Source organism: Methylobacterium sp. E-046, assembly GCF_022829625.1.
Lineage (GTDB): Bacteria > Pseudomonadota > Alphaproteobacteria > Rhizobiales > Beijerinckiaceae > Methylobacterium > Methylobacterium longum.
Window position 1 is genome coordinate 1 of sequence record NZ_JAKSYP010000263.1, and the last position, 328, is coordinate 328.

Consider the following 328-nt stretch of genomic DNA (forward strand, 5'->3'; position numbering starts at 1 on the left):
AGGATTCAGCGAGCTACACGTCCTCCTTCAACGGCTTCCCGACCGCGCACGGCCTTGACCGGGCGGTTTGCGATCGGGCAAAGGAGGTCTTGGTCCAGAAGCTCAAGGCCAAGACGGCGGCGAGCCTGAGCGAGGACGCGGGCTGGACCCGGCCGCTCGACGCCGCCTACCAGGAATGTCTGCCGAAATCCGGGCTCAAAGTGGTGGAGCACGCCCGCTTCTCGCCGGACACGGGCGACTTCACGCCGGTCTACAACAAGATCGAGGCGGCCAAGCCGGACCTGATCGTCACCGGCATCGCCCATGTCGGCGTGCAGCCGACCGTTCA

General features: G+C 66.2%; 1 protein-coding gene. It reads left to right on the top strand.

Features of this window, described 5'->3' with window-relative positions; all coding sequences use genetic code 11:
- Positions 1-328 (top strand): ABC transporter substrate-binding protein (locus tag MKK82_RS28730; RefSeq protein ID WP_243987609.1); only part of this gene is annotated, 328 nt, incomplete at both ends.